The sequence below is a fragment of the Sporosarcina sp. NCCP-2716 genome (assembly GCF_023707985.1).
Lineage (GTDB): Bacteria > Bacillota > Bacilli > Bacillales_A > Planococcaceae > Sporosarcina.
In genome coordinates this window covers 395619-417479 of record NZ_BRCF01000001.1, presented here as the reverse complement: position 1 = coordinate 417479, position 21861 = coordinate 395619, and the positions used below count along the sequence as shown (strand labels likewise).

Genomic DNA, 21861 nt, shown 5'->3' with positions numbered 1-21861 from the left:
CCTTTCTGGCGGTCCGTCAGCTGCGGGCCCGTGTGATGATCCTAATTGGCGTTCCTTCGAAGCCGAACGACTCCCGAAGACGGTTCTGCAGGAAGCGTTCATAGGAGAAGTGCATCAGTTCCGTATCGTTGACGAATACGACGAAAGCAGGCGGTCTGACAGCCACTTGGGTCGTGTAATAGATGCGCAGCCGCTTCCCTTTGTCCGCAGGTGCAGGGTTACGCGCCACTGCGTCTTCGACCACTTCGTTCAGGACGCTCGACTGGATGCGCATGGAATGGTTTTCACTGATCGTGATGATGAAATCGAACAGCGTTTTGACCCGCTGCTTTGTTTTCGCCGACACATACGCAATCGGTGCATAGTCGAGAAAGAGGAAGTTCTTGCGGATATCTTCCGTGAAACGGTTCATCGTTTTGTCATCCTTCTCGAGAGCATCCCACTTGTTGACGACGAAAAGGACACCTTTTCCGGCTTCCTCGGCATAGCCCGCAATGCGCTTGTCCTGTTCCCGGATGCCTTCTTCCCCGTTCAGGACGATCAGCACGACGTCCGACCGGTCGATCGCTTTCAACGCGCGCAGAACGCTGTATTTTTCCGTATTCTCATACACTTTCCCTTTTTTCCGCATGCCTGCTGTATCGATGATCCGGAATTTCTGGCCTTCGTACTCATAGAGGGAGTCGATGGCATCCGTCGTCGTACCGGCCACGTCGCTGACGATGACCCGGTCTTCACCGAGGAGGGCGTTGACGAGTGAAGATTTCCCGACGTTCGGCCGGCCGATCAGCGAGAACCGGATGACATCCTCTTCCACTTCTTCGGCGGCAGGTTCTGGGAAGCTTGCAGCGACGCTGTCCAGCAGATCACCGAGACCGAGGCCGTGGGAGCCGGAGATCGGATGCGGGTCGCCGAAACCGAGTGAATAGAAATCGTAGATCATTTCCCGCATTTCCGGGTTGTCGATTTTGTTGACGGCAAGCACGACCGGCTTTTTCGTCTTATATAGGATTTTCGCCACTTGTTCATCGCCATTCGTCACGCCTTCCCGGCCATTCGTCAGGAAGATGATGACGTCTGCTTCTTCGATCGCAATTTCAGCCTGCGCCCGGATCTGTTCCAGGAATGGCTCATCGCCGATATCGATTCCGCCTGTGTCGATCAGATTGAAGTCGTGTGTCAGCCAGTCCGCTGAGCTGTAGATCCTGTCCCTCGTGACACCGGACACATCTTCCACGATGGAGATCCGTTCTCCGACAATCCGGTTGAATATCGTCGATTTGCCGACGTTTGGCCGCCCGACGATGGCTACTGTTGGTTTACTCATTCATCATACATCCTTCCACGCTATCTTCTGCATATTATACACAAAAAAAAGAGATGGCGCTCCTAAAAGAGCCATCTCTTCCGATTCATCTGTTACAGGTTTACGAACTGGGTTATTCGGAGAACTTTTTCAGCTGGTCCCCGATGACATCGCTGATCGAGAATCCAGATGGTTCTTCCGGCATTTCGTAGTCTTCGTACGACTCTTCCTCTTTTTCCGTCAAGTCCTTGATGCTGAGGGAGAGACGTTTTTCCACCGGGTTGACATCGAGCACTTTCACTTCGACTGTCTGGCCTTCCGAAAGGACTTCGTCCGGCGTCCCGATATGCTGGTGGGAAATGCGGGAGATGTGTACGAGACCTTCCACGCCCGGGAACACTTCCACGAAAGCTCCGTAGGAAACGAGGCGTTTCACTGTGCCTTCAAGGACAGAACCTTTCGGCGCTTTCTCTTCGATGCTTTCCCATGGGCCCGCAAGCGTTTCCTTGATCGACAGGCTGATGCGTTCCGCGTCGCGGTCGACGGACAGTACTTTCACCTGCACTTTGTCGCCTTCCTTCAGGACATCGGTCACTTTCTCGACATGCCCGTGTGCGATCTGGGAGATGTGGACGAGGCCGTCTACACCGCCGAGGTCGACGAACGCACCGAATGACGCGATACGCTGCACGGTGCCGTCGAGCACCTGTCCTTCTTCAAGCCCAGCAAGCACTTCATCCTTCTTGGAAGATTTCTCTTCCTGGATGACTGCGCGGTGGGAAAGGATCAGACGGTTCTTTTCCTTGTCCATCTCGACGATCTTGAAGTCCATCGTGCGGCCTTTGTAATCCTCGAACGATTCGACGAAGTGATCTTCGACGAGTGATGCCGGGATGAAACCGCGGACACCGAGGTCAACGACGAGACCGCCTTTTACGACATCCTTCACTTCCGTCGTGATCGTCTCTGCATTATTGAACTTCTCTTCGAGCGTGTCCCATGCGTCTTCCGCATCGATCTTTCGCTTCGACAGCACGTAGGCGTCGTCTTCGACCTTGATGATCGAAAGCTCAAGCTCGTCGCCTTCCTTCACTGCATCGGATGCCGTTTCGATGTGAAGGCTGGACAGTTCGCTGATCGGGATCACGCCGTCGAACGGTGCTCCCGGAATTTCCACTGTCACGGATTTGTCTTCGATCTTCGTGACTTTTCCTGTCACGCGGTCCCCTTCGTTATAACTGCCCATTGCTTCTACATTCATCTCTTCAGTCATATGTAGTCCTCCTCCATAATGATCATATCTTTATAGTATTGGAATATACCCATAAAAACAAAAAATTGAACTTGTTTGTCAGCGATTTTTTTCGAGCAGCTCCTGGATCGCCGCCATGATGGCTTCGGTCGCTTCTTCTGCGGAGGCTTTCCGCTCGCGGTAAGGGGCCATATCGATCGGTTTCCCGTAAACGACCTTCAGTTTCCGGAAGGGCCTGTACGGACCGATGATCGCACACGGCATCACCATTGCATCGCCTTTCAGAGCGAAGAAACCTGCTCCTGTTAATCCTTTCCCTAATTTCCCGGTTTTACTCCTCGTTCCTTCAGGAAACATTCCGACCACCTGCCCGGTCCGCAGCAATTCAAGTGCTTTGCGGATCGCCTGGCGGTCGCTCAGGCCCCGTTTAACCGGAAACGCATTGACATTCGGCAGGACCGATTTCAGGACAGGCTGCTGGAACAGCTCTTCCTTCGCCATGAAGTGGACAGGCCGCGGTGCAGTCAATCCGACAACAGGCGGGTCCAGGTTGTCGATATGGTTGGAGCAAAGAAGGACCCCTGTGTCGTCCGGGAAATTCTCCCGGCCGATCACCTGGATGCGGTAGAGCGGCTTCAATATAGCAGTACAAAGCGCTTTTCCAAGCGGATAAAGGTTCATTGGCCCATCCTCTCCTCTGCATGCCGGATGATCGTGTCCGCCACTTGCCCGATGGACATCGAAGTCGTATCGATGAACACTGCATCCGCTGCTTGCTGTAACGGGGACGCCTCGCGCTCCGTGTCCGCCTTATCGCGTCTGCGGATGTCTTCGCAAAGCTCTTCCATGGTGGATGATATCCCTCTCCGGACGTTTTCGGCATACCGCCGTTCCGCCCGCTCTTCCACGGAAGCGGTCATGAAGATCTTCAGTTCGGCTTCCGGCAGAACGGCTGTCCCGATGTCCCGTCCGTCCATGACTACGCCGGATGAGCTCGCCAGCCTGCGCTGCTGCTCTGCCATCCGCCTCCTCACTTCAGGCTGTGCAGCCACGGCCGAGACGCTCGCTGTCACTTCCTGGGAGCGGATCGCATCGGAGACGTCGGTGCCGTCGACCTTAACAAGCTGCCCCTGTGGAGAAGGGAGCAGATCGATCGTCAGCTCATCGAGCAGCCGCGAAAGGGCTTCGTCGTCATAGATATCTATATGCCCTTCCAGTGCGCAGTATGTCAGCGCACGGTACATCGCCCCGGTGTCAATATAGGTATAGCCCAGTTTTTCCGCGGTCATCCGCGCAATTGTACTTTTACCGGCAGCCGCCGGCCCGTCGATTGCAATTTGAATTCCTTTTGTCATCGTCCTCTACCCCCGTACTCAATTCGAACACATTGTACCACAGCGAAAAGGAAAAAGTCTTAACCTGCAAGACCTTTCCCTACTCGTTCCTTTTTTTCAGCTGGCGCTCGAAGCATAGCCGGATCACTTGCTGCCGGGATTCCGGGTCGATCTGATCGAACTGCAGCGAAGCGATCCCCCTGCCGTCCTTCTCCCAAATACGGATCACCCGGGCGTTCACGCGTACATACGTGATCGAATTGTTCTTGAATGGAAGGACGATCGTCACCTCGACGATATCGTCCTGCTCGAGCGCAGCCTGCGCAAGGTTGACTGCCATGCCGCCGGCGCTGATATCTTCCGCGACGAGCTGGAACACCTTCCCGTCCTTGTTCACGGCTACATCAAGCGGAGTATCCACCCGGACGAACTCCCGGCGCTGGATCTTGATGAGTTCCGAGTCGCCGGGATACATGAGCTGCAGCATCGGAATGCCGCGGTTCAGGCGGCCCAGCACCTCTGTACGGAAAACGTAAGCCATCTTCATGTCATCGACGAATGAGACGAGGAGCTGCGTCCCGTCGAGGAAGAATGCGGTCCTGCCTGTTTCCATATTGGTCGGATAGTCGATCATGATGCAGTCGTGTTCGATATCGACGATCCGGCTTTTGTATTTTTCGCCTTCTGAAGTAAAATCCTTATCGATCGTAACCGATGTCCCTATTTTCAGTTTCACAGTACCGCCACCTGTCTTAGTTCATATAGTCATTATGGCACGGTTCCTGTGATTTTCCAACTGCTTGGGCTACATTTGTTTTTCCGTGTGGAGCACTTCTTTCGTTTCGGTATCCACCAGCACTTTGTATGTGCCCGTCGTGCCATTCTCATGGAGCGTGACCGTCAGTGCATAAGCGAGCCGCTGCCTGCCCTGCTGGTTCTCGGCAAAGACGAGTTCCTCCTTTTGCACAGTGACCTTCTTGTGGAAGAACGTCTGCCAGTCGATCGGTACCATCGGCTGATCGTCCAGTGTTTCCTTACGGATGTATTCCGCTGCGTTGACACCGAGGATCCTCCCGTCTTCCTTCGAGACTTTCACCTGTATCGTATCGGAGAGGACCTTCGCCTTGTGGATGGGTTCCTGACGGGTGTAGACAAAGTGGAAGGCGGTATCGTTCTCCCGGACTTCTTCAAATACAACATCAGTATAACCGGCATTTTTCAGGAAGGTCTCCGCAGATTCCCGGACATGGCTGACGTCCATCGTCCCTTTACCTGCCGGACGTTCGGTCAAGAAGGACAGGACATGTCCCCCTCTTTCCGTGATGTCGATGTAGCCGACGGATTCCTGATCTGCAAACCGGATATGATAGAACGGATAAGGGGAGCCCGGTTTGCTCGGGGTGAGATCGATGACTTGGTTCGAGACGTCCGGGAACAGCTTTTTGAACCTGTCGAGCGCCTGCTCCTTTGTCACAGCAGGCTCCTGGATATCCCGCAGTTCCTTCTTCTTAAGAGAGTCGGACTCACTTGCCGTCAGTGGAAACACTGTCTCCGTATACTGCTGGACGGAAGTGCTGAGTCCGTTCCAGTCGAACGAAGCTTTCTCGCTGTTCAGACGCTGCTGCCACTCAGCCATCGACAGGTTGCCGCTGGCCATATCCGCTGTGGCGACGGACCATTCGTCCGAAAGGCTTACAAGGTTCTTCGAGGCTTTGTCCATCACCGCATGGAACTCGCGCGGCTCCGCCTGTTCGGATGCTTCCTTCGCGAATTTCCCGAGCCTGCTAAGATAATTCATCCAGACAGTGGAGAACTTCGGGTCGAGCGGCAGTGATGATACGGACTGCTGGATATCCGAGGACAGCCGCCAGACGTCTTCCCTTGCCCGCAAGTCCCCTTCCCCTTCGTTGAACAGCAGTGTCTTTTTCACTGCGACATCGAGTTCCTGCAGTTTCGCGGAAGCATCCGAGATGTTTTTCGCATATTGGATCGACAGGGCGTTCTGCATCTCTTTGTTCTGGACAGACACGGAGTATGCATAGACGCCTAATGAAAAGACCGCAAACAGAGCAAGAAATACGAACTTTTTCATGATTTTACGGAACACCTGCTTTCCTTGTGAATGTGTTTCCCTGAAAGACCGGTCAGTCGCAGAATATATGCATCCCGATTTTCTTGATTTGCGGGCGCGACCAGATCCATTTGCTCGTTGCGGTCACCGGATTGAAATAATAGATGGCGTTTTCGGAAGGATCCCATCCGTTCATCGCATCGATGACGGCTTCCTTCGCCCGCTCGTTCGGCGTCAGCCAGATCTGGCCGTCCGATACGGCAGTGAATGCGCCCGGCTGGAAAATGACGCCACCGACCGTATTCGGGAAGTCCGGATGCTCGATACGGTTCAGGATGACAGCCGCTACAGCCACCTGCCCCTCGTACGGCTCTCCGCGCGATTCCCCGTACACTGCGTTAGCAAGCAGTTTGAGGTCATCTTCACTGTATTTCGCAGGCATCTGGGTTTTCTTGCTGCCTGCTGACGAACCGCCGCCTTTCACCTGGCTCGAGAGTGGCTTGCCCCCATAGTGGGTGAACTGCTTCCCTTTGCGGAGGTTGTCCATGACGAACTGTTTGTCATAGGAGGAGACGCCGGTCAGTTTTTTCTTCGTTGCACTTCCGGCAATCCCGTCGACAGGAAGGCCGTACTTCTCCTGGAATTCACGCAGCGCCCAGTAAGTCTGGTAGCCGAAGACCCCGTCGATCTTGCCGTTGAAAAATCCGATGTATTGGAGCCGTGCCTGCAGTTCGATCACATCATCGCCTTTTGTCCCTTTCGAAAGCCCCCGTTCCGTAAATGCATGGGTGTCCTGGCTGAATGCCAATTGCAGGACAGCCAGCAGCACCGCACCGCACATGAGCGCGCGCAGCCTTTTTTTCATATCGCTTCCTCCAGTCTTGGTTCCTAGTCTCTATCCTGCCCGGATTCCGTGAAATTATAAGGCTTTACGGCATAGAAAAAGCTGCCCGGCCATGTCGGGATCGACATAGCTGGACAGCCGGGGTCAGCGCATTCTTCTGCGCATCTGCCTCACTGCAAAAACATGTGCATATTTTACCCGTGTCAGGCCGAACCACCAGAGGAACAGCATGAAAGGGATCATCAGGTAAAGCCAAAGATCATGTATTTCCAATATGGCGTTATAGGTGACATGCAGCAGGAACGGGAAGATGAACGCGAGCGTCAAGTACCGTTGCCGCCTGTCTCCTGACGCGAATTTCGAACGGCCGAAGTAATAGCCCATCACCACTCCGAAAAGCGCATGGCTCGATACGGGCAGCAGCGCACGTATGAAGGCGGTGTCCAGGCCGAACGTCAGCAGGAAGAGGATATTCTCGACAGTGGCGAAACCGAGGGAGACGCTCGCCCCGAAAAGGATTCCGTCATAGGCGTCGTCGAATTCAAAATTATTGTAGAGGAAGACAAGCAGCACCAGCCACTTGAAAAACTCTTCCAGCGCACCGGTGAACAGTGTGTTTTGCAGGAATTCGTTCGTCAGCACATGTTCCTGCTCGAACACATGCTGGATGAACAAGATCGGGAATGTCATGACCGCCCCGTAGACGAATGCCTGGAACAGGGCCCGGGAAGGCTCACTGGAGATTTCCTTCCTCAGATACAAGTAGCTGAAAAGCGCCAGTGACGGAGCGATTGCCACTGTGAATAATATGATCATCCGCCCGCACCCCCATTCAGGGAGATTATAACATACCGCCGGGCCGCGGAACCGGTTCGATTACAAATCCGCGTCCATCCTGCCCATGACCGTCCCCGCGATCTGTTCGCCGTGGTGCCGCCCGTTCTCGATGAAAATCGAATTTGCATTGTTGCCGGCGGCGATCACCCCAGCGATGAACAAGTTCCGGACAGACGTCTCCATCGTATCCGGGTCATACTCGGGACAGCCGCTCTGTCTGTCCAGCCGGATGCCCATCGTCTCGAGGAAGTCATAGTCCGGGTGGTAGCCGATCATCGCGAATACGGCGTCCGACGGGATCTCTTCGCGGCCGTCATAAGTCCGGACGGTGACAGCCGTTTCCGTTATCTCCTCGACGGACGCGTCAAACAGCATCCGGATCTTGCCGCTGTTCACCAGACTTTCGAAACCGGGCAGGATCCAAGGTTTGACGCTTTTCGAGTAGTCGGAACCCCGATAGACGACCGTCACATACGCTCCGGCCCTTTCAAGTTCCAGCGCCGCGTCGACTGCGGAGTTCTTCCCGCCGATCACGAGCACGTGTTTCCGGAAATACGGGTGCGCTTCCTTGAAGTAATGATGGACGTGCGGCAGATCAGCGCCCGGGACATCGAGCGTGTTCGGCTGATCGTAATAACCTGTTGCAACGATCGTGTAGTCCGCCGTATAGACCGCTTTGTCGGAAGTGATCACGAATTTTCCGCCGTCTTTCCGGACGGAAGTCACCTCTTCCCCGCTCCGGATATCCAGCTGTTCGAGCTCCGCCACGGTCCGGTAGTAGACAAGCGCGTCATTGCGCTGCGGCTTCTCTTTCGCTGTGATGAAGGGAATATCACCGATTGACAGCTTGAGGCTCGAACTGAAGAACGTCTGGTGTGTCGGGTAGCGGTAGATGGAATTCACTATGCTCCCTTTTTCCAGGAGAACGACCTGCAGGCCGAGTTTCTGCAGATGGATGGCTGCCGACAACCCGCATGGGCCGGCGCCGATGATGATAGCATCAGTAGTGTTCATGCTGTTTCCTCCCACTCCTCTTCTTGTACTGTACAGTGATCAGATGGGTTTCCGGCGGAGCCCCGAAGCGGAGCGGCACAAGCGTAGTGCCGAAACCGTTGCTGATCAGCTCCGCATGGCTGCCGAGTTCCTTGAACTTCCCGCGCGGCTGCATGCCGAACGGCCCAAAACGGATCTGACCGCCATGTGTATGTCCGCCGACCAGCAGGGACGGTGCGGTCAGATCGAGGAACTTGCGGAACGAAGACGGGTTGTGCACGGCGATGAGCTGATGCATGTACGCTCCGCTGAAAGAAGCTGTTTTTGTTATGTTCGCATTGCCGCTCGACGGATCGTCCGCTCCGCTGATGATCCAGTCCGGATGACCGGGCAGCCGGACGCTTTCGTTGTCGAGCACTTTCCCGCCCGATTCCGCGATGATCGCACGGATCCGTTCTTCGCCGATTTCCCGGTCGTTGTTGCCCCAAATATAAAAGACCGGCCCGAGACCCGCAAGCCGTTCGACGTTGCGCTGCACCCGTTGTTCGGGCACTCCTTTTTCCGCCAGGTCTCCGCCGATTATGACGAGGTCGACCGGTTTCCCGCTGCTGCGGACTTTCCGCAGCAGTCTGCCGGGCACACGGCGGCGATGGATGTCGCTTATGAAGAAAACCGTCAATTCTTCGTCCGCATCCGTACTGACCGACATGTGCTGCCGTTTCACTGTAACGCGATGTGCGCTCCATAACATACTCGCCAGCAGAACGCCGGCACCTGTCAGAAGCACATCTGCAGCTATCCATAAGTTTTTCATCGATTCACCTGCCATATGAAAAAGGCAAAGCATCCCGACTTTGCCTTTTCCAGATTTTTTAATTACGGGATGATCAGTTTCTGTCCGACGCTGATCGAGTTGGAGGACAGCCCGTTCGCTGCTTTGATCTTGTCGACATAATTGCCGGAACCGTAGTAGTTCACGGAGATCCGGTACAAAGTCTCACTAGGTCCGACAACGTGAGTTTTGCCGGCAGGAGCCGGATCCGGTTTCGTTTCCGGCTTCGGCTGCGGTTTTGGATCAGGTTTCGGATTCGGCTTCGCTTCCGGTTTCGGATCTGGTTTCGGATCTGGTTTCACTTCCGGTTTCGGGTCTGGTTTCACTTCCGGTTTCGGGTCAGGCTTGGCCTCCGGTTTCGGGTCTGGTTTCACAGTTGCCGAGCCGGGCTCAGCTGCCGACGCACCGCCGTCTGCTGAAGGGCTCTGATCTCCCTGATCGTCCTTATCCCCGTCATCATCACCGGCGGCAGCACCTGTCCCTTTGCCGGGATCGTTATCGCCCACCTCGAACGTCACCCCGGCCTTGTCGACTGTAGCAGTATTCCCCTGTTTAGGATTATACAAATCCGAGAGGACATACACAAATATTCCAATTGGTATGAGAGTGAAGAGCACAAGGATCACGTTGATAAGGGTCAGGCCTTTCCGGCTCCCCTTCTTCTTGCGCTGCGGATTTTTCTTATTCTGGCGGAGCTGAACACGGGAAGGCAGTTCTTCCGGCGTCTCCTCTTCTATCTCGATCGCTTGTCTATTGTTCTCGAAATCTGAGTTAACGTCACTTTTTGTCATAGCGGCATTCTCCTATCCCCTATTGCTGTCTCTTCATTATGACGAATTTTGTCGCAAAAGTAAACGCCAATCAAGTCCTCAGCAAAGCAGCAGACGGATCCGTTCTTCATAGGGGAGGAAGGCCCTTTCCCCGGGGGCAGGCAATGCGCTTTCGAGCCATGTCTCAGCCATGTCCCCGCACACCGAGCAGCAGGGGATCTGCTCCCGGGCCGGCTCCTCGCCGAAATAATGCAGCAGCTTGCTGCGCAGGCATGTCTGCCCGGCGGCATAGCCGATCATCTGCCGGAGCTTCTCCTCTTTGTCGAAGCGCAGCCCCGTGAAGATTTCCGTCACTGCCGTACCGCCGCCGTGCTCGCCGTAATAATCGATCAGCCGGGCGCCCGTCTCGGAGATTCCGGCAAATTCCGCGGCAGATGCCGCAGCTTCCCCGTTTTTTTTCATTGCCAGATAATGTGCGGTCTGCGCCTCGTCGGGCAGGTCATGCTGGACGATGAACCTGACTTTCTGTTCATCATCCGGGACGTACAGGAGAACTGCGCTCGACTGCTTCCCGTCGCGCCCTGCCCGTCCCGCCTCCTGGACGTAAGCGGCCGCGGATGCCGGCATCTGGTCGTGGATGACCTGCCGGATATCGTCTTTGTGGATGCCCATGCCGAATGCGTTGGTCGCGCAGATCCAGGCGAGCTCCCCTGACAGGAACTGCTGCTGGATCATCTGACGGTCCCCGGCCTCCTTGCCGGCGTGGTAGGACGCGATCCGGATCCCGTGTCCCTGCAGCAGCGCCGTCAGTTCTTCCACACGCTTGCGGGAAGACACGTACAGGATGCCCGGACCGGAAGTCGTCGTCAGACGTTCGGTGATCCAGCGGTTCTTTTCCTGTTCACCGGCCGCTCTTTGGACAGCGTAATACAGATTCGGACGGTTCAGCGACTGGCGGAACACGTTCGCATCGCTCATCTCCAAATACCCGAGGATGTCCTTCTCCACGCGCCCGTCGGCGGTTGCCGTAAGCGCCAGGATCACCGGGTTCCCCGCTTTGCGGATGAAATCCCCGAGCCGCAGGTAATCCGGACGGAAGTCGAATCCCCACTGCGAAATGCAATGTGCTTCATCGACGACAAGAAGGGCAACGTGCTGTGACGACAGGAAGCGTGTCATGTCCGGCCGGGTCATCATTTCAGGGGAGATGAAAAGGAATTTGACCGTGCCGATCTCTGCAAACAGCTGTCGCCTCTCATCTGACGGCATGAATGCATTCACCGCGGCCACCCGTTTCTCCCCCCGGCGGCGGATCGAAGCCGCCTGGTCCTCCATCAAGGAGACGAGCGGGGAAACGATGATGACCAGTCCGTCCATCAGGTCGCCCGGGAGCTGATAGCACAATGATTTGCCCATCCCGGTCGGAAGGATCGCAAGCGTATCCTTGCCGTCCAATACGGAACGGACCACGTCTTCCTGACCGGGGCGGAAACTGTCGAATCCGAAACGCTTTTTCAATTCCTGCTCTAGTCTCATACCGGAGGTTCCCCTTTCATCGTGCTGAGCACAAGTCTCAGCTGGAAGTAGGACAGGTGCGGAAACGCCTCCTTCAGCAGCCGGAGCCGTTTCACATCCCCATCGCTGACCATGAGCCGGACAGCCTGCTGATCATCTTCCGTCACGAACAGACCGATCGGGAAACCGGGAACGTTCGCGGCCATTTCCGTGAAATGGTCTTCGATCGTGCTCGTCTTCAGCTGCCGGGCCCGGGAAATCTCTTCCAGCGAATAGCCTTTGTCGAATAATTTTTTCGTGGCCGCTGCCGATCCGGTCAGCGGCGTCTCCACGCGGATACTCTCAGAAAGCTTATGTAAGTGCGGCATGGCGTTTTCGGCTTGCGGTGTTTCCGCGATGGCGAGCAGCCGGTGGAGCGCTTCCAGCCACTCGAGCTGCAGGCTGTTCCTCGGCTCGCCGGCGGCTTCTTCGAGCTGTTCCCATGTCCATCCTGTCGCACCCGCACCGGTCAGACGGTGACTGAAAAGAGCCGCCTGCAGGTCGGACATCCCTGAGGCCCGGATGGCGGCAATCAGTTCCTCCGCAAGCTGTCCGGCTGTTTCCGGCCATGACTCTTTTTTGACAGGAATAAGGCGGCGGACGAACTGCTGGACAGTCCGATCATTGGTGATCGGCAGGAAGGAATTCTGTCCGTCCCTCAGCTGGGAGAACGTCTGCACGACCAACTGCAGACGCTGGAAGAAGACGGCTTCCCGCCCCCTATAGTTCCAGCCGTCGAACCGGTACTCCGGAAGTGCGGCAGCCGCTTCGCGCCCCGCATCGGTCAGCTCCAGGAGCCCCTCTTTTTCAGCAAGCAGGCCCCGCGACCGGAGAGCTCCGGCAGCTTCCGTAAACGCGGCTTCTGAAAGCTTCGGCAATAGCGAGAAGTACGGTTTTACCGAAAAGGTGTCGGCATCTTGGAGGGTCTGCCCGGAACGTTTGCCGCGCAGGACGTGAAGACAGCCATTCAACGACCGCTGACCGTCCATTTTCTCTGCAATCTTGAGAATTAGTGAACTCAACTTCACGACGAATCCCCACTTTCTAGAGTGTAAAGGTTGAAAACTGCTGAAAACCGTTTTAGAATGAATGAAGAACAAAATTGCAAGTGCGAAGAAAAGAGGAGAGAACGAACATGTCTACTTGTAAGTATACAATTGTAGATCAAGATACATGTATCGCCTGCGGAGCTTGCGGAGCTGCAGCGCCTGATATTTATGACTACGATGATGAAGGGATCGCTTTTGTTATCCTCGATGATAACACGGGCAATACCGAAGTTCCAGAAGAACTGCTGGAAGACCTCGAGGATGCATTTGACGGCTGTCCGACCGACTCCATTAAAATTGCGGATGCTCCATTTGACGGCGATCCTCTAAAATACGAAGACTAAAAACAGGCGGCCGCTTTACGCGGGCCAGCCTGTTTTTTTATTGGTGCTATTCAGCGTGCTGTCAGTTTCCTGTGCTGCTGACCGATCCAATTCTGCATGCTCTTGAACAGCAGCAGCGTGATGATCATCAGGATCACGCCCTTGATCAGGTTGAATGGCAGGATCCCGAGCACGATCATCGTGTAGAGTCCTTCACCCGTCACAGGAGGCGCATTCAAGAAGAATGTGTACGCCGGCAGGAAGACGAGATAATTGAGGATGCTCATGCCGATCGCCATGGAAACCGTCCCGGAAACAAGACCTGCTGCCAGTCCGCGGGAAGTACGGAACTTGTTGAAGATGGCGTAGATCGGAAGGATGAATAACACACCCGTCACGAAGTTCGCGATCTCACCGACAGGAACACCTGTCGGACTGCCCTGCAGGAACCAGTAGAGGACGTTCTTCAGCAGTTCGACTGCAATCCCTGCGACCGGTCCGAGTGTCATCACGGCGAGCACCGCCGGAATCTCACTGAAATCGATCTTCAGGAATCCCGGTAGTGCCGGCAGCGGGAAATTGAACTGCATGAGCACCGTCGAAATGCTCCCTAGTATGGCGACCAGGATCATCGCCCGTAATTTCTTGCTGTTCATCATACTCTCTCCTTTTGCGATTCACTTCACAAAGAGGAAAGGTTCTGCCGGTTCTTTTGTCTGCCGAAAAAAACTCCCTCCAGCTCATTCGCTAAAGGGAGTTTTAAGACGTGTTTACATAAGCACCGGTCCTATCCGGAAAACCGGACACCCGTGCTTAAATAAGCCGCTGTCAAACAGACAAAAAAGACGGCTTCGCCTTCACCTTCTCCCATCCAGACTATACTGTCGGCTCCGGAATCTCACCGGAATCAGCTGTTACGCTCGCGGGCTAGGAAGCATAGGCTCCCATTTCCGCCGGTCGGGAATTGCACCCTGCCCCGAAGATGAATCAATATTTTGTTACAACTCCAGTATACAAAAAAAAGACCAGTCTGTAAACTTGTGTGTTTACAGACTAGTCGTTCTTCAAAATGGCCGGCTGCGGATTCGGTCCGATCGCTTCCGGCAGCGTCTTGCGGAAATCCAAACCGTTCCAGTCAGCAGGACTGATCCCTTCGAGCCTGAGGCCAACTCCGAAGCTGCGGGCGGTCAGGGCGAGACTGTCGATAAGCTGCATGCCCCTGTCCGGTCCGAGTCCCTCGAGCTGGATTGCCGGGTCGAATGTGAGCACGGCGGTGCTGCCGTCCTGCCTGACAGTGAACGAGGCGCCTGCCGGGATGGCTGATGTAAACGCATCATCCGGTGCGGTCCTCATCATTTCGGCCGCTTCGACGAACGTCTCTGCCTGCCGGTCTGTGTAAGGCGCAAGGAACTGACGGCCGTCCTGGCCGGTGCAGACAAAGTACGGCGCACTTGCACCTTTGTACGCCGCAGCAGATCCGACAGGCCGGAATGCCGGCAGCCCCATCGCTTCCAGAGCCAGGTCCGATGAAAACGCAGCTGCCAGCTGCTGTTCCGGTGCATCGGCGGGAAGGCCTTTCGCACGCAGCTGGTCTGCGTTGAAAACGACGGATACCGGGATGTCCGCCGACTGCGCGGACGGCAGGCGGCCATTCAGGACACTTCCGCCGTCCAGGCTGTACAGTGCATACCGTCCCGCTTCCGCCGAGTCATTCAGTAAAATCCGGGATTCTGCGGCAGGCGGCTGACCGGCGGCTTCCTCCGATTCCTCTTTGTCATGATCCACAGTCGCGGTACTCTGCTCCGCTGACTGGTCGGTACTTTTCTCGCCGTCTAATACGGAAGGGATTACAATGGCGCCAGCAAGAAGGGCTGCCGAGGCTGCCAGCAGCGGGACCATCCGCCGTTTCCGCTGCCGGATTCCGGCCTGCCCGAGAGACGGTTCCCCGGAGAGCCGGCTGTCGCTCTGCAGACGTTTCAGCACTTCATCCGGCGTCCTCGTGTCCGGCTGATCCGGCAGCGACCGCAGAAGGGTTTCCAGCCGCTCATCCTCATGTTTCTCACCCATGGTGCGCCTCCTTTCCCGGTTCAGCGGTTGAAATAGCAGTTCTCAGTTTTTTCAGAGCCCGGTGCTGCGCCGTCTTGACTTTACCAGCGGTCCAGCCGAGCGCTTCGGCGGTCTCCGCAATGGAAAGGTCGTTCACATATCGCATGACGATAACGAGCCGCTGGTCGAGCGTACAGCCGTCGAGCAAGTCTATGACCGTCCGCATCTCTTCCTGCTCGATCGCTTCCTGCTCCGGCGTTTTGCTGGACGCAGCGACTTCACGCGTATCCCAGTCGAAAAACTGGTCGGCATGCCTGGCGCGGACAGCAGTTTTACGGAAATGATCGATGGAGACATTTTTGGCGATCGAGAACAGCCAGGTCTTTTCGCTGCTGCGGCGTTCGAACGACGAGTAGGCTGGTATGGCTTTGACATAGACTTCATGGGACAGATCTTCCGCAAGCTGCCGGTCTTTCGTCAAGTATGTCAGAAAGTTGAATACATCCCGATGATACGTCTCATAGAGATGGTGAAATACGGATTCATCCACAGCAATCCTCCTCGATCACCCGATTTGACGGCATCAGCGCCAAAAGGTTACACAGTTTCACTCCAGGGGCAGGACAGCAGTAAACACCGTCCCCCCTGTATCGCCTCTTCTGGCGCTGATCATGCCGCCGTGCGATTCGACGATGTTCTTCGCGATGGCAAGCCCGAGTCCCGTCCCGCTCTTCCCCCGTGTCCGTGCCTTGTCCGCCTTGTAGAACCGTTCGAAGACATACGGCAGGTCCTCTTCCGGGATGCCGCTTCCTGTATCGATGACGGAAAGGGCGACATTCTTCGGATACTTCTCGACCGCAAGCGTGACGCGGCCCCCGTTCGGCGTATGCCGGATGGCGTTATCGACCAAATTCGTGAACACTTGCTCGATGCGGTCTTCATCCGCCTGGATATGGAGGGATTCCTGTCCGTTCGGCCGGACATCGAGTGTGACTTCGGAATCCCGCGCGACTTGCGTGAACTTGTTCTGCATGCGCTCGAGGAACGGCACGATGGCCATCTCGGATTTGTAAAGCCGCATGTGCCCGGATTCCATGCGGGCAAGATCCAGCAGATCGGTGACGAGACGTCCCATCCGCTGGGACTCATCATGGATGATCTTCACCATTTCCTGGTTCTCCTCCTCCGTTTCGGGCACACCGTCCAGGATCGCTTCACTGTATCCCTGCAGCATCGAAATCGGCGTGCGCAGCTCGTGCGAGACATTGGCGATGAAATCCGAGCGCAGCTTGTCGAGCTGGTGCTGCTCGGTCATGTCGCGGAGGACGGCGACCGCCCCGCGGATACTGTTTTTACTGTAGAGCGGGCTGATTGTCACGACGAAGAACAGACCGCCGAGTTCGAGCTCCGCATCGACCTCTTCCGCGAACGTGACCGCATGCTCGAGCATGTGGTTGATCTCCCGGGGGAGCAGTTCATCCGATTCCGGATTCGTGAAAGACCATTTCTGCAGCAGTTTCTCAGCCTGCGGATTACTGAGCAGGATCGTATGGTCCCGGTTGAACGTGATGACGGCATCGGTCATGGACGTCAGGATGCTCGACAGCTGCTCCTTATCCTGCTTGATGAGCTCCATGTTGTACTTCAGCTGCCGGCCCATCTGATTGAACGCCGTGGACAGCTGGCCGATCTCATCGTTCTGCTTGACGGGTATCCTCGCGTCAAAATTACCTTTCGACAGCTGGAAAGCCGCCTCTTTCAGCTGCCGGAGCGGACGTGTGATCTTATTCGACAGGAAAAAGGCGAAGAACGTCGTGAGAATGAAGGCGATGAACGCAGACAGCAGGACGATGTGCGTCGTCCACTTCGTCGTATCATGGATGGCTTCGAAGCTCTGGAAGACGAGGACGACACCCTTTCCGCCGTCCGGGATAGGGGCTGTACTGACAATGTACCGTTCCGAGACACCTGGTTCCGTCAGTGACGGCAGGATCATCTGCTTGGACATGCTGTGTGTCCCGCTGAGGCGGATGAATTCAGTGTCTTTCAGCACTTCACGTTCGATCGGACCCATCTTCCCGGAATCCTCGTGGAACGAGTAGGCGATCTCTCCGCCCCTGCCGATGACCATCGCATTCGTCCCGTTGTTCAGGATGTCCCGGACGACGAGCTGCATCGCATTCTCGTTTTCATGATCCTCGATGACACTGCCGATCGTCTTCGCTTCGCGCATCAGCGTCTCCTCCGCCTGCCGCGTATGGAAATTATCGAAGAACTCGAGCAGGAGCGCCGTCACGATGAACAAGACAAATGAAACGAGAAGCAATATGGTTGCCCATAGCTTCCCGACGATTGAGTTCCATATTCGGTTCATTCGGAAGGTACCTCGAATTTGTACCCGACGCCCCATACCGTGACGATCATCTTCGCGGCGCGTTCCGAAACGCGGTTCAGTTTTTCACGGAGACGTTTGACATGGGTGTCGACGGTCCGGAGGTCGCCGAAGAATTCGTAGTGCCACACTTCCTTCAGCAGCTGCTCCCGGTCGAACACCTTATCCGGTGCTTTGGCCAGGAAATAGAGGAGCTCGTATTCTTTCGGCGTGAGGCTCACTTCTTTCCCTTCCGCAGTGACCCGGTGTGCATCGTGGTCAATCGTAAGCTGCGGGAAGACGACCAGGTCCTTCGATGTGGCGGCTGCCTGCGCACCGTTGACAGATCCCGTCCGGCGCAGAAGCGCTTTCACGCGCAGCACGACTTCCCGCGGACTGAACGGTTTGACGATATAATCATCGGCCCCTGTTTCAAACCCGGTGACGCGGTCGGATTCCTCCCCTTTGGCCGTCAGCAGAATGATCGGTGTCTGATCTTCGGCGGCGCGCAATTCGTGGAGCACTTCCATGCCGTCTTTTTCCGGCATCATGACATCGAGCAGGATACAGTCATATTGGGTTCCCTCTATTTTTTCCAATGCTTCTCTTCCATCTTGCGCTTCTTCCATTTCATAGCCTTCCCGGGATAGATACATCGTGAGAAGGCGGCGTATCCGGTCTTCGTCGTCTACGACGAGCAATTTGACGTTTTCATCCATTGACGATTGCCCCTTTCAAACCTGCTCTTTTCATTGTACTTGTCCTATAGCGAAAAAGAAACTACTATACCCTGTCCCGCCCGCCTGATGACAGCTGCAGCGCCGTACCGTAAAAAGACCGCACAGCGGGTTAGGCTGTGCAGTCTTTTTGAGGTTATGCGTAAGAGTGAAGGCCGGCGATGATCAGGTTGACGGCGATCAGGTTGAACATGATGATGACGAACCCTGCGACGGCAAGCCACGCGGATTTCTTCCCTTCCCAGCCCTGCGACAGGCGGAGGTGGAGGAAGGCTGCATAGAACAGCCACGTAATGAGCGCCCAGACCTCTTTCGGGTCCCAGCCCCAGAAGCGCGACCATGCTTCCTGTGCCCAGATCATTGCGAAGATGAGCGCACCGAGCGTGAAGACCGGGAAGCCGATCAGCACGGAACGGTAGCCGATCTCATCCATCAGCTGCGAGTTCGCCTTCTTCGCGAACGGCTGAAGCAGGGCTGCGATCGGACGTCTGAAGATCAGACGGAGCAATAGATAGAGCACGATGCCGGACGCCACCGACCAGACGAACGTGGTCAGCGTTTTCGCATTCACGATGGACGGCATTTCAAACCAAGGTTTCATCGTATCGGTTGTCACTTGTTCGTAGTCATGCATCCCGAACAGCGGCGGATAATTATACGTGATCTTAGCCGGCTGTTCGTTCTTATCGATGTAGTTGAAGTCGGCCTCGTACCCTGACAGCGAGAACGCTGTGGAGGAGACGACGAATCCGAGGACGAGAACGATCGTGAACATGACAGCTTCCAGCCAGAAACGTTCTTTCGATTTCTTCGTCAGGTCGATGTTTTTTGCAAGGAAGATCAGTCCGGCGACCGCACTGATAGCGAGGATCGATTCACCGATAGCCGCCGTGATGACGTGGACAGTGAGCCAATAGCTCTTCAGCGCGGGGATCAGCGGTGTGATCTCCCGTGGGAACATACTCGCATACGCAATGATCACAATTGCGATCGGCAGTGCGAACAGCCCGAGCGAAGGTGTTTTGTAGATGAAGAAAATCAGGATGAACGCGCCGACAAGCATCATACTGAATGCTGTCGTGAATTCGAACATGTTACTGACCGGCGCATGGCCGGAAGCCATCCACCGGGTGATGAAGTAGCCCAGCTGAGAGACGAAGCCGATGATCGTAATGACAATCCCGATCTTCCCCCACATGCTGTCTTTGTAGGATTTCTCAGTTTTCGAACTCTTGACGGCCCCTCCGAAGAAGAAGGTCCCTGCAAGGTATGCGATAAATGAGACAAATAGTAAATTGGCGCTCAGTGATGCATAATCCATTAAACTGTCTCTCCTTCCATCGTATCAGCTGCTGTATCTTTGTCCTGTTTGTCAGTATACGCCGGAAGGGCAGCTGTTTCTTTCACTTTATCGATGTCTTTCTTCAGCGAATACCAGTTTTTGTTCGTATGTGCGGCAACCATCATTTCCGAACCTTCCCCTTTTTGGATCCAGATCCGGCGGTGCTGCCAGTACGACCCTTGAATGACACCGATCATGAAGACGATGCCGCCGAGCAGCAGGATGTAGAGTGTCTTGTCCTTACGGATCGTCAGACCGGAAGCATTCCTTGACTCGACGGACTGGAACTTCACTTCATAGTCATTCGGCTCCACTTCCAATGTCTGCTGGATCGCAACGAAACTTTTCTCGCCTTCCGGGTGTTCCGGCGTGATCATATTGAAGATGAACGCAGGATTGTTCGGAACCGGTGATTTAGAGACCGGTTCCCCGTCGACGATGCCGTCGTAATCCGCATAATACTCCATAAGCTGGATGGAAGATCCGCTGCCGAGATCATATTTCTTCGCCGGTTCGTTCAGATCGACAGTGAATTCGCCGAGAGACTTCTGCGTCTCCTTGTTCAGGAGAGCGAACTTCATTTTACTGAGTTCACCTGTTTTGTAGTCCATCTGGAAGATACTGTAGCCGTCAAACTTCAGCGGCTTATTGACGACGATTGGATACTCTTTAATGAATTCCACATCTTCTGATCCTGGTAGGCTGTTCTCTTTTTCTTTGTACAATTTGACGTCAGATTGGAAGTTGCTGACGATGGCGCCGTTCTTATCGAGGGCTTCGCCGAAGACGGCATCTGCACTCTCTTTGTCATAGGTTTCAACGGTGAACGCTACGTTTTCCAGCAAGTATCCCGGTGCGCCGGGTATTTCACGTGTTTCGCCTTCCCGGATCCACATTGTTTCATCGACATAGAATCCAGGCAGGCCGCGCATGAGGACACCCAGCAGGAAGATGATGAGGCCGGTATGGTTGACATACGGACCCCAGCGGCCGAACCGGTTTTTTTCCGCAAGAATTGCGCCGTCTTCGGTCTTGACGTTATAGTGCATGTCTTTCAGCGCTTTTTCGGCATTTACGAGAGATTCGTCAGGGTTGACGACAGGTTCTTCCCCGTAGATCCTTTGGCGCTTCATGAACGACGGATGCCGCTTCGTCCGCTGCTTTTTCAATGACTTGTAAAGCGGGATGACGCGGTCAAGGCTCGCGATAATGATCGATGTCCCGAGCATTCCGATCAGGATCTTGAACCACCAGCTGTTGTACATATCATACAGGCCAAGGTGGTAATAAATTTTACCGAATGTCCCATAAAGCCGCTCATAGTAATCTAAATACGCATTCGGATCGTTGCCATTCACCGGTACATAGAACTTTTGCGGCAAGATTGTTCCTAACGCCGAGGTGGACAGAACCGCGATAATAATGCTGACTCCTATTTTCACACTGGAGAAAAAATTCCAAATTTTGTCGATTATCGACTTCTTGTACGTCTGCGAGCGACGTGCAGAACCTTCATAGCGCATGTCCACCATGCTGCTGTCTTTTGCCTCTTCTGTAAGCGGACGTCCGCACTTTTCACAAAGGACGGTTCCGAATGGATTTTCATGCCCGCATTGGCATTTGATTTTGCTCATTAGGTACCCCGCTCCTTACTCGGGCTGAACGCTCTCCATGAGAGAAACAATTTCACTTTCGCTCATTTCCCGTGTAATAATCTGTTGAATGACTCCGTTTTTATCGATGAGCATGGTTGTCGGAAGCGGAACAACGTTGTAACTATTCCGGCTGACACTTTTGTTCTTGTCAATCATGACAGGAAAGGTCAAGCCATACTGTTCGATGAATGTATCCACTTTGAATTCGGACTCCCCGATGTTGACGGACAGGACCTGGACGCCTTTATCGGTGAATTCCTTGAAATGCTTCTCAATGTACGGCATTTCTTTTTTACAAGGCGGGCACCATGTCCCCCAGAAGTTCAGGAAGACACCTTGTCCTTCGTAATCGGACAGCTTCACTTTCTTCCCGTCCATATCGGTCAGTTCGAAATTCGGAGCATGATCACCGACTGCCAGTGTTTTCTTCTCCTTGTTCGATGTCAGTGCAAAGACGATGGCCGCTGCCATAACTAACAGGAGGGCGCCCCGAATGTACAGCCGCTTTTTCTTTTTGTCCATTTTAGCCACTTCTCTACCCCCAT

Annotated in this window: 22 protein-coding genes and 1 riboswitch; of the genes, 1 reads left to right on the top strand and 21 read right to left on the bottom strand. The window is 54.8% G+C overall.

Features of this window, described 5'->3' with window-relative positions:
- Nucleotides 1-16: 16 nt before the first annotated feature.
- The 13 genes from der to NFU03_RS02090 form a co-directional block, all read right to left on the bottom strand.
- Entirely contained in the window at nt 17-1327 is a 1311-nt protein-coding gene (gene der / locus NFU03_RS02150) for a ribosome biogenesis GTPase Der (protein ID WP_251635713.1), read from the bottom strand.
- Between the two features lie 112 nt (nt 1328-1439).
- On the bottom strand, nt 1440-2579 hold the full coding sequence (rpsA, locus tag NFU03_RS02145; RefSeq protein ID WP_251635711.1) for a 30S ribosomal protein S1: 1140 nt from the start codon (nt 2577-2579) through the stop codon (nt 1440-1442).
- Between the two features lie 78 nt (nt 2580-2657).
- Complete coding sequence (locus NFU03_RS02140; protein WP_251635709.1) at nt 2658-3239, bottom strand: lysophospholipid acyltransferase family protein; 582 nt, start codon at nt 3237-3239, stop codon at nt 2658-2660.
- A complete protein-coding gene (cmk, locus tag NFU03_RS02135) occupies nt 3236-3913 on the bottom strand; it encodes a (d)CMP kinase (protein ID WP_251635707.1) in 678 nt (225 codons plus the stop codon). The genes NFU03_RS02140 and cmk overlap by 4 nt, the downstream gene beginning before the upstream one ends.
- 79 nt (nt 3914-3992) lie before the next feature.
- Nucleotides 3993-4628 carry a flagellar brake protein gene (locus tag NFU03_RS02130; RefSeq protein ID WP_251635704.1) on the bottom strand — a complete coding sequence of 212 codons (636 nt, stop codon included), beginning with the start codon at nt 4626-4628 and terminating at the stop codon, nt 3993-3995.
- A gap of 69 nt (nt 4629-4697) precedes the next feature.
- Entirely contained in the window at nt 4698-5984 is a 1287-nt protein-coding gene (locus NFU03_RS02125) for a PepSY1/2 domain-containing protein (RefSeq protein ID WP_251635703.1), read from the bottom strand.
- Between the two features lie 52 nt (nt 5985-6036).
- Nucleotides 6037-6828: a spore cortex-lytic enzyme gene (gene sleB / locus NFU03_RS02120; protein WP_251635701.1), complete on the bottom strand. Its 792-nt coding sequence runs from the start codon at nt 6826-6828 to the stop codon at nt 6037-6039.
- A 123-nt stretch (nt 6829-6951) separates the two neighbouring features.
- Complete coding sequence (prsW, locus tag NFU03_RS02115; RefSeq protein WP_251635699.1) at nt 6952-7623, bottom strand: glutamic-type intramembrane protease PrsW; 672 nt, start codon at nt 7621-7623, stop codon at nt 6952-6954.
- A 60-nt stretch (nt 7624-7683) separates the two neighbouring features.
- Entirely contained in the window at nt 7684-8658 is a 975-nt protein-coding gene (locus tag NFU03_RS02110; protein WP_251635697.1) for a YpdA family putative bacillithiol disulfide reductase, read from the bottom strand.
- The gene (locus tag NFU03_RS02105; RefSeq protein ID WP_251635695.1) at nt 8645-9451 is read right to left on the bottom strand and encodes a metallophosphoesterase; all 807 of its coding nucleotides are present in this window, start codon (nt 9449-9451) and stop codon (nt 8645-8647) included. The genes NFU03_RS02110 and NFU03_RS02105 overlap by 14 nt, the downstream gene beginning before the upstream one ends.
- Nucleotides 9452-9513: 62 nt before the next feature.
- A complete protein-coding gene (locus tag NFU03_RS02100; RefSeq protein WP_251635693.1) occupies nt 9514-10260 on the bottom strand; it encodes a LysM peptidoglycan-binding domain-containing protein in 747 nt (248 codons plus the stop codon).
- Between the two features lie 78 nt (nt 10261-10338).
- Nucleotides 10339-11775: a RecQ family ATP-dependent DNA helicase gene (locus NFU03_RS02095; RefSeq protein ID WP_251635692.1), complete on the bottom strand. Its 1437-nt coding sequence runs from the start codon at nt 11773-11775 to the stop codon at nt 10339-10341.
- A complete protein-coding gene (locus NFU03_RS02090; protein WP_251635690.1) occupies nt 11772-12815 on the bottom strand; it encodes a YpbB family protein in 1044 nt (347 codons plus the stop codon). The genes NFU03_RS02095 and NFU03_RS02090 overlap by 4 nt, the downstream gene beginning before the upstream one ends.
- A 113-nt stretch (nt 12816-12928) precedes the next feature.
- On the opposite strand from NFU03_RS02090, the gene NFU03_RS02085 reads away from it, so the two are divergent.
- A complete protein-coding gene (locus NFU03_RS02085; protein WP_251635688.1) occupies nt 12929-13186 on the top strand; it encodes a ferredoxin in 258 nt (85 codons plus the stop codon).
- Nucleotides 13187-13236: 50 nt separating this feature from the next.
- Here the strand turns inward: NFU03_RS02085 and NFU03_RS02080 are convergent, their stop codons facing one another.
- From NFU03_RS02080 to resA, 8 genes are all read right to left on the bottom strand, one after another.
- Nucleotides 13237-13821 (bottom strand): ECF transporter S component, encoded by a 585-nt coding sequence (locus NFU03_RS02080; protein ID WP_251635686.1) that lies wholly within the window; start codon nt 13819-13821, stop codon nt 13237-13239.
- Nucleotides 13822-14020: 199 nt separating this feature from the next.
- Nucleotides 14021-14153: riboswitch (FMN riboswitch) on the bottom strand.
- Between the two features lie 65 nt (nt 14154-14218).
- Complete coding sequence (locus NFU03_RS02075) at nt 14219-15232, bottom strand: hypothetical protein (protein WP_251635684.1); 1014 nt, start codon at nt 15230-15232, stop codon at nt 14219-14221.
- A complete protein-coding gene (locus NFU03_RS02070; RefSeq protein ID WP_251635683.1) occupies nt 15225-15761 on the bottom strand; it encodes a sigma-70 family RNA polymerase sigma factor in 537 nt (178 codons plus the stop codon). The genes NFU03_RS02075 and NFU03_RS02070 overlap by 8 nt, the downstream gene beginning before the upstream one ends.
- 57 nt (nt 15762-15818) lie before the next feature.
- Complete coding sequence (locus NFU03_RS02065) at nt 15819-17585, bottom strand: ATP-binding protein (RefSeq protein WP_251635682.1); 1767 nt, start codon at nt 17583-17585, stop codon at nt 15819-15821.
- Nucleotides 17582-18301 carry a response regulator transcription factor gene (locus NFU03_RS02060; RefSeq protein ID WP_251635681.1) on the bottom strand — a complete coding sequence of 240 codons (720 nt, stop codon included), beginning with the start codon at nt 18299-18301 and terminating at the stop codon, nt 17582-17584. The genes NFU03_RS02065 and NFU03_RS02060 overlap by 4 nt, the downstream gene beginning before the upstream one ends.
- 154 nt (nt 18302-18455) lie before the next feature.
- Nucleotides 18456-19640: a c-type cytochrome biogenesis protein CcsB gene (gene ccsB, locus NFU03_RS02055; protein ID WP_251635680.1), complete on the bottom strand. Its 1185-nt coding sequence runs from the start codon at nt 19638-19640 to the stop codon at nt 18456-18458.
- The gene (gene resB, locus NFU03_RS02050; protein WP_251635679.1) at nt 19640-21295 is read right to left on the bottom strand and encodes a cytochrome c biogenesis protein ResB; all 1656 of its coding nucleotides are present in this window, start codon (nt 21293-21295) and stop codon (nt 19640-19642) included. Before resB ends, ccsB begins: the two co-directional genes overlap by 1 nt.
- 15 nt (nt 21296-21310) lie before the next feature.
- Nucleotides 21311-21838: a thiol-disulfide oxidoreductase ResA gene (gene resA / locus NFU03_RS02045; protein WP_251636211.1), complete on the bottom strand. Its 528-nt coding sequence runs from the start codon at nt 21836-21838 to the stop codon at nt 21311-21313.
- Between the last annotated feature and the right edge of the window lie 23 nt (nt 21839-21861).